This is a genomic window from Micrococcus sp. ACRRV (assembly GCF_022346985.1).
GTDB classification, from domain to species: Bacteria; Actinomycetota; Actinomycetes; order Actinomycetales; family Micrococcaceae; genus Micrococcus; species Micrococcus porci.
Map to the genome: position 1 here is coordinate 1 of NZ_JAKRNH010000119.1, position 7077 is coordinate 7077.

Sequence of the window (7077 nt, forward strand, 5' to 3'; positions counted from 1 at the left end):
CAGGGACGCAACGCCTTCTTCCACGCCCTGACCCCCGACGAGCTGACAGCGCTGGAGGCACTCCTTGGGAAGCTCGACGCCTCACATGCAGCGGACTCGATCAACGTCCCCGGTCAGTACATCTAGTGGCCGCGCCGGACGCGCTCCCCTAGTCTGGCGCCATGGTGACGCCCGCAGACCCCGGCCCCGCCGTCCGGGGCGTCGACGCCGACCCGCAGACCCGCTGCGCCCACTACCGGACCGAGCGCGACGTCGTCGCCCTGCGCCTGGACTGCTGCCCGGAGTACTGGTGCTGCCGCGAGTGCCACGACGAGCTGGCCGGCCATCCGGGCCGCCCGCTCCCCCGCGAGGCGTTCGGCCTCCCGAGCGTGCTGTGCGGGGTCTGCCGGCACGAGATGGATGTGCCCGCGTACCGCGCCGCCATGGCCCACGCGGATCCGCACTGTCCGGCCTGCGGAGCCGGCTTCAACCCGGGCTGCTCCCGACACGCCCGCCTGTACTTCGCGGTGGACGCGTGAGCGCCGCCCCCGCGCGCCCGACTCGGCCGCGGGGCGCCGCGCGGCTGCGGGGCCTGTGGAACCTGCTGAACCTCTCGACGCCCCTCGGTGTGGTGGGCGCCGTCCTCGCGGGCTGCCCCCTGCGCCCGGGGCCGGACGGGCTGCTCCACGCGGAGGGCTGGCGGCACCGGTTCCCGGGCGGGGCGGCGTTCACGGCGGGGGACGTCGTGTTCACCCGGCCCGGGCTGGAGATGACGGAGCGGCTGTGGCGGCACGAGGGAGCGCACGCCGCCCAGTACGCGGCGTGCCTGGGGCTGCCCTTCGTGCCGCTGTACGGGATGTCGGCGGCGTGGTCGAGCTGGCGCACGGGCGACCCGGCGTCGCGCAACCCGTTCGAGCGGGGCGCGGGACTGAAGCGCGGCGGATACGTCCAGGCGGCGGTGCGGCGCGGCCCCGGCCAGGGCGCGCTCAAGCCGGCCGCCGGGGACCTCCGCGACGCCCGCCGCGCCTGAGCCGCGCCGGCTGCCGCACGGCGGGTCCGGCCCACGTCAGTGCAGGGCACCCCCGGGGACGTCGAGGTCCGGGCCCTCGACCAGGGTCGCCCGGGCGACCGCTGCGACGGCGCGGGCCAGGTCCGCCGCCGGCAGAGCCGGGGTCTCCGGCGTCGGCGCGTGCTCGCGGCTCCACGGGACGTGGACGAAGCCGGCCGCGCGGGCCGGGGCCGGGGCGTCGAGCAGCGAGTACATGACGTGGTTGCACACGAAGGACCCGGCCGAGAGGGAGGGCTCGGCGGGGACACCGGCCTCGCGCACGGCGGCGACGGCGCGTTTGACCGGAAGGGTGGCGAAGTGCGCGGCGGGACCGCCGGAGCGGACGGGGCGGTCCGCGGGCCGGTCCCCCGCGTTGTCCGGGATCCGGGCGTCCTGCAGGTTCACGGCCACGCGCTCCACCCGCACGGCGGCCGTCCCCCCGGCGAGCCCGACGGCGACCGCGATCTCCGGTCGGTGCGCCTCGAGCGCGGCGGCCAGCGCGGGCCCGGCCGCGGCGAACACGCAGGGCAGCTCCACGGCGACGGCGGGGGTCCCGTCCGCGGTCAGGGCCGCGGCGGCCGCACGGGCCGCTTCGATGGAGGGGTTGTGGTCGTCGCCGCCGAAGGGCTCGAAGCCGGTGAGGAGGACGCGGACGGGGTCGGTCATGCGCGCCAGGCTACGGGAAGGCCGTGCCGACTCCGGCCGTTGTCACGCGATTCGAACATGTGTTCTAATGGAGTCATGCGATGGGAAGCGCAGACCCTGCGGACCGGGGGCGGAGCTCAGCGGCCGGGGGCCGGCACACCGGCCGGCTCGCCCGCGACGCTGCCGCTCCCGGGCCTGCAGCGGATCGTGTCCCCGCCGGAGTTCGCCGGCGTGACCTTCCATGAGGTGCTGGCGCGCAGCGCGCTGAACAAGGTGCCCGCCTCCTCGGCCATGCCCTTCCGATGGACCGTGAACCCCTACCGCGGATGCACCCACGCCTGCGTCTACTGCTACGCCCGCGGCACCCACCGCTACCTGGACCTCGGGCCCGGCGAGGACTTCGACCGGCAGATCGTGGTCAAGACGAACGCCCCGGAGGTCCTGCGCGCGGAGCTCTCCCGTCCCGGCTGGACGCGTGAGCCGGTGGCCCTGGGCACCAACACGGACCCCTACCAGCGCGCCGAGGGCCGCTACCGGCTCATGCCCGGCATCATCACCGCCCTGGCGGACACGGGGACCCCGTTCTCCATCCTCACCAAGGGCACGCTGCTGGGGCGGGACGCGCCCGCCCTGCAGGCGGCCGCCGCACAGACGTCCGTGCAGGTCGGGCTGTCCCTGGCCCTCCTCGACCCCTCCCTGGCGGCCGCGGTGGAGCCGGGCACGCCCTCCCCCGCGGCCCGCCTGCGGCTGATCAGCCGTCTGGCCGAGGCCGGGGTGGAGGTCTCCGTCATGGCCATGCCCCTGCTGCCCTGGCTGACGGACTCGGACCGCCAGCTGGACCGGCTCATGGCCGCCCTCGCGGACGCCGGAGCGCACAGCGTCCTGGCCGGGACCCTGCACCTGCGCCCCGGCGCCCGGGAGTGGTTCCTGGGCTGGATCGACCGGGAGCACCCCCACCTCGCTGCGGACTACCGGCGCATGTACGCCCGCTCCGCCTACGCGCCGCAGGCGTACCGCCGGGTGGTCTCCCAGGCCGCACGGGAGGCTGCGGCGCGCCACGGACTGCGCCACGGAGGCGCCCACACGATCACCCGGGAGGACGGGCCCGGCCCGCGAGGGGGCGCCTCGGCACCCCTCTCCGCCCCGGCCGGCACGACCGGCGCCGAGCAGGCGGACACGGCCGCGGACGCCGTCCGGCCCGTCATCGCGCAGCCGACGCTGTTCTGACCGCCGGACCGACCGGCCCGGCTCAGAGCCCGAGTCGGCCGGCCTCGACCGCCGCCAACAGCGCGTCGACGATCGGCCGGTCAGCAGGGATCCAGTCCAGCGCGTGCAGGGCCTCGGCCGTGAGCGGCGTCCACTCCAGGCGATCGTGGTCCTGCAGCGCGGCGGGGGCGCCCGAGTCCTCCCGGAGCACGCCGAACCACACGCGCATCCGGGCCCCGTTCGCCAGCTCCCAGCCTGGGCCCTCGGGGGCCGCCACCTCGGTGCCCAGGCGCACCCGCACGCCCAGCTCCTCGACGAGCTCGCGGTGCAGCGCGGCATCGGCCCCCTCCTCCGGCTCCACCTTGCCGCCCGGGAACTCCCAGAGCCCGGCCAGGGATGCCGGGGCACTGCGCCGCGCGGCCAGCAGCGCGGTGGGGCGTGCGGCGTCGTCGACCAGGGCGACCCCCACCACGGGGCGCGGCGCGGACGGCACGGGAGGGGTCTGCGGTGTGGCGGGACTCATGCCGCCAGAGTAGCGGCGGGGCCGCCTCGTCTGCGCCGCCGTCCGTAGGCTGGGCCGGTGCCCCAGAACCCCGCTCCGCACCCGATCCCGAGACCGCATCACGGCGCCGCCGCCCCCTCCCCTCGTCCCGCCTCGCCCGACGACCTCCTGAGCCCGCGGCGCGTGCGCCTGCTGCCGGCGATCCTCGCCCTGGCCCTGGGCAGCTTCGCGATCGGGACCACGGAGTTCACGATGATGGGCCTGCTGCCCGAGGCCGTGACCGACCTCGGTGTGGGCCTGGAGACCGGGGGCGTCCTGATCTCCATGTACGCCCTGGGCGTGGTGGTGGGTGCGCCGGTGCTGGCGGCGGCGCTGGCGCGCATGGACCGCAAACTCTCCAGCATCCTCCTCATGGGCCTGTTCGTGGTGGGGCACCTCGCCTCTTTGCTGGCCCCGAGCCTGGGTGCGCTCATGGCGGCCCGGTTCGTCTCCGGCCTGCCCCACGGCGCCTTCTTCTCCGCGGCGGCCCTCGCCGCCGCGGACCTCGCGGGCCCCGCGCGTCGGGGCCAGGCGATCGGCTGGGTCATGGCGGGCCTCTCGGTGGCCAACGTCGTCGGCGTGCCCGCCGCCACCGCCCTCGGCCAGGCGGCCGGCTGGAGGTGGATGTTCGCCGTCGTCGCGGCGTGCGCCCTGGGATGCATCGCCGCCACCGCCCTCCTCGTCCCCCGGGTGCCGGCCCCGGCGGGCGCGTCCGTCGCCGCCGAGATCCGCGGGCTGGCCTCGGGGCGGCTGTGGGCGACGGTGGCCATCGGGGTCGTCGGCTTCGCGGGCATGTTCTGCCTCTACACCTACATCGCACCCCTGCTCACCGAGGTCTCCGGCCTGCACCCGCGCTGGGTGCCCGCGGTCCTGGCCCTCTACGGCGTGGGCATGGTGATCGGCACCCTCGTCTCCGGCGCCCTGACGGACCGCGACCCGATCCGGACCCTGCGCTGGTCGTTCGGCGTGAGCGCGCTGGGCCTGCTGGCCGTCTCCCTGACCGCCCCCTGGTGGCCGGCGCTGCTGGTGAGCCTGCTGGTCGTGGCCCTCTCCGGCTCCGGCATCGCACCGGCCCTCCAGGTGCTCCTCGTGGACGCCGCCCCGACGGCGCCGCAGCTGTCCGGCTCGCTGAACCACTCGGCCCTCAACATGGCGAACGCGATGGGCGCGTGGGTGGGCGCGGCGGCCGTCGGGGCGGGCGCCTCCCTCCGGATGCCCTCGCTGATCGGCGCGGGCATCGCCCTCGTCGGGCTGCTGATGTCGGTGGCGCTGCTGCGCCGCCCCGCGTCGGCGCCGCCTGGGGCATAGCCCGCCGACCATGGATGCACAGCGCATTCGCAGTCGATGAGGGGTGGAGGGCGACCCCCGGGCGTGGGCTAACGTGTCTCCACGTACAGCTATAGACGTCCAGAAAGGACATTCATCATGGGCTTCCTCGCGTGGATCATCCTCGGCCTCATCGCCGGCGCCATCGCTCGTCTCATCCTTCCGGGCCACCAGGGCTCCGGCTGGCTGGGCGCCCTCATCACCGGCGTCCTGGGCGCCCTGCTGGGCGGCTGGCTGGGCCGCACCCTCTTCGGTGCGTCCACCAACGACGGCTTCTTCGACCTGGCCACCTGGTTCTGGGCCATCATCGGCGGCGTGATCGTCGCGTTCATCTGGCAGGCCATCGCCGGCCGCATGGGCCGCGGCACCCGCGTCTGACCATCTGACGCGCTCAGCCCACGGGCTCGCCACGCACCGAACGGGGGCGTGGGCCGGATCTCCGGCCCACGCCCCCGTTCTCGTCCCGCCGGGTGGCCGCGTCGGTGCGGCGGACGGGCGCGTCAGGCGTGCGGGGCCGCCATGGCGGAGGCGTACAGGCAGACCGTGGCGGCGGTGGCCACATTGAGGGACTCCGCCGCCCCGTAGAGCGGCACCGCGACCCGGCGGTCGGCCAGCTCCAGCTCGGCGGCGGACAGGCCCTGGGCCTCGTTGCCCAGCAGCCAGGCCGTCGGTGCCCCGAGCACGTCCTGCTCCAGGGCGTCCAGCCGATCCGCCCCGTAGCCGTCGGCGGCCCAGACCTGCATGCCGGCGGCCCGGGCGGCGTCGGCGGCGGCGTCCGCCTCCGTCCCGACGACGAGGGGGACGTGGAAGAGCGACCCCGCCGTGGAGCGGACCGCCTTGGGACCGAACGGGTCCACCGAACCGGCGGTGAACGCCACGAGGTCGGCGCCGGCGGCGTCGGCCGCGCGCACGATCGTCCCTGCGTTGCCCGGGTCCTGCACCCGACACAGGACGGCGGCGAGCCGCGCGTCGGACCACGCGTCCTCCGCCGTGAGCGGCTGCGGGATGCGGGCCACCGCGACGATCCCCTGCGCCGTGACCGCGTCGGACATGGCGGTGAGGACCTCGTCCGTGGCCTCCCGGACCAGGACACGGTCCGGCCCCGTGAGGTCGTGGAGGCGCGCCACGAGGTCGCCGAGCCCGGGATCGCGGGCGAAGAGGTCCGGGGCGACGAACAGCTGGGTGAGCACGGCGCCGGGGCGCCACTGGGCGCGGGTCCGCTCCGGCCCCTCCCCGAGGTGCGCGCGCAGCGCTTCCCGGCAGGACTGGGGGCCCTCGACCACGAACGTGCCGCTGCGCCGACGGGCGGCGCGTCCGGCCAGGGCCGCCACGGCACGCACCCGCTCGGCGCGGGGGTTCTGCATGAGCTCGTCGTCGGGCTGCGGGGCGCGGGACATGCGGGGGTCTCCTGTTCCTGGGGATGTGCGGGGACGACGAAGGGGCGGGCCCGGTAGACGGGCCCGCCCCTGTCGGTCACGGCGCTGACGCGCCGGCCACGGCTCAGCGGGAGGCGGCCGGGGCGTTCACGTCGGCCGGGAGCGCCGTGCGGGCGGTCTCGACGAGCGCGGTGAAGGTGGCGGCGTCCGACACGGCGATCTCGGCCAGCATGCGGCGGTCCACCTCGATGCCGGCCAGCTTGAGGCCCTGCATGAAGCGGTTGTAGGTCATGCCGTTGGCGCGGGCGGCCGCGTTGATGCGGGTGATCCACAGACGACGGAAGTCGCCCTTGCGCTTGTGGCGGTGCTGGTAGTTGTAGGTGAACGAGTGGAGCAGCTGCTCCTTCGCCTTGCGGTAGAGGCGGGAACGCTGACCACGGTAGCCCGAGGCGCGATTCAGGGCGGTACGACGCTTCTTGTGGGCGTTGACCGCCCGCTTCACACGTGCCACGTGTGTGCTCCTGTCTGTCGGTCCCGGGGTGCAGGGCGCACCGCTCCGGGAAGAGGTGAGGGACCGGCCGGTGGGCCGGAGGGTGGTCAGATGCCGAGCATCCGCTTGATCTGCTTGATGCTGCCCTTGGAGACGACCTTGTCGCCGGCGAGGCGGCGGGTCAGGCGCGAGGACTTGTGCTCCAGGTAGTGGCGGCGGTTGGCCTGCTGGCGCATGATCTTGCCGGAGCCGGTCACGCGGAAGCGCTTCTTGGCGCCGCTGTGGGTCTTCATCTTCGGCATGGCAGCCGTTCTCCTTCGTCGTCAGCTGGCGTCCGCGTCAGAGACGCAGTGCCAGTGCTGTGGTCTTCCGTCCCAGGCGGGACGGAGGGGTCTGGATGCCCGACGCGCGAGGCGCCGGGCCGTGGTCAGCCGCGGGGACCGGGCTTGGGCGCGCCCTTGGGGGC

At 75.5% G+C, this 7077-nt stretch carries 10 protein-coding genes; 5 read left to right on the top strand and 5 right to left on the bottom strand.

Going from position 1 to position 7077, the window contains the following annotated elements; translation table 11 throughout:
• Positions 1–161 precede the first annotated feature (161 nt).
• Both MHY29_RS10520 and MHY29_RS10525 read left to right on the top strand, forming a co-directional pair.
• Positions 162–518 (top strand): CHY zinc finger protein, encoded by a 357-nt coding sequence (locus tag MHY29_RS10520; RefSeq protein WP_224354610.1) that lies wholly within the window; start codon positions 162–164, stop codon positions 516–518.
• Positions 515–1009 carry a hypothetical protein gene (locus tag MHY29_RS10525; RefSeq protein ID WP_239241079.1) on the top strand — a complete coding sequence of 165 codons (495 nt, stop codon included), beginning with the start codon at positions 515–517 and terminating at the stop codon, positions 1007–1009. The genes MHY29_RS10520 and MHY29_RS10525 overlap by 4 nt, the downstream gene beginning before the upstream one ends.
• 36 nt (positions 1010–1045) lie before the next feature.
• Here MHY29_RS10525 and MHY29_RS10530 read toward each other — a convergent pair whose 3' ends face one another.
• Complete coding sequence (locus MHY29_RS10530; protein ID WP_239241081.1) at positions 1046–1693, bottom strand: pyroglutamyl-peptidase I; 648 nt, start codon at positions 1691–1693, stop codon at positions 1046–1048.
• Between the two features lie 75 nt (positions 1694–1768).
• On the opposite strand from MHY29_RS10530, the gene MHY29_RS10535 reads away from it, so the two are divergent.
• Positions 1769–2899 (top strand): Rv2578c family radical SAM protein, encoded by a 1131-nt coding sequence (locus MHY29_RS10535; RefSeq protein ID WP_224354607.1) that lies wholly within the window; start codon positions 1769–1771, stop codon positions 2897–2899.
• Positions 2900–2921: 22 nt separating this feature from the next.
• Here the strand turns inward: MHY29_RS10535 and MHY29_RS10540 are convergent, their stop codons facing one another.
• Positions 2922–3401 carry a (deoxy)nucleoside triphosphate pyrophosphohydrolase gene (locus tag MHY29_RS10540; protein WP_224354606.1) on the bottom strand — a complete coding sequence of 160 codons (480 nt, stop codon included), beginning with the start codon at positions 3399–3401 and terminating at the stop codon, positions 2922–2924.
• A 57-nt stretch (positions 3402–3458) separates the two neighbouring features.
• Between MHY29_RS10540 and MHY29_RS10545 the strand changes: the two genes are divergently transcribed.
• Both MHY29_RS10545 and MHY29_RS10550 read left to right on the top strand, forming a co-directional pair.
• Entirely contained in the window at positions 3459–4727 is a 1269-nt protein-coding gene (locus MHY29_RS10545) for an MFS transporter (RefSeq protein WP_224354605.1), read from the top strand.
• Positions 4728–4844: 117 nt separating this feature from the next.
• Entirely contained in the window at positions 4845–5123 is a 279-nt protein-coding gene (locus MHY29_RS10550) for a GlsB/YeaQ/YmgE family stress response membrane protein (protein ID WP_224354604.1), read from the top strand.
• 122 nt (positions 5124–5245) lie between these two features.
• Here the strand turns inward: MHY29_RS10550 and MHY29_RS10555 are convergent, their stop codons facing one another.
• The 3 genes from MHY29_RS10555 to rpmI form a co-directional block, all read right to left on the bottom strand.
• Complete coding sequence (locus MHY29_RS10555) at positions 5246–6142, bottom strand: RNA methyltransferase (RefSeq protein ID WP_224354603.1); 897 nt, start codon at positions 6140–6142, stop codon at positions 5246–5248.
• A 103-nt stretch (positions 6143–6245) separates the two neighbouring features.
• Positions 6246–6632 (bottom strand): 50S ribosomal protein L20, encoded by a 387-nt coding sequence (rplT, locus tag MHY29_RS10560; RefSeq protein WP_224354602.1) that lies wholly within the window; start codon positions 6630–6632, stop codon positions 6246–6248.
• Positions 6633–6718: 86 nt separating this feature from the next.
• Complete coding sequence (gene rpmI / locus MHY29_RS10565) at positions 6719–6913, bottom strand: 50S ribosomal protein L35 (RefSeq protein WP_224354601.1); 195 nt, start codon at positions 6911–6913, stop codon at positions 6719–6721.
• Between the last annotated feature and the right edge of the window lie 164 nt (positions 6914–7077).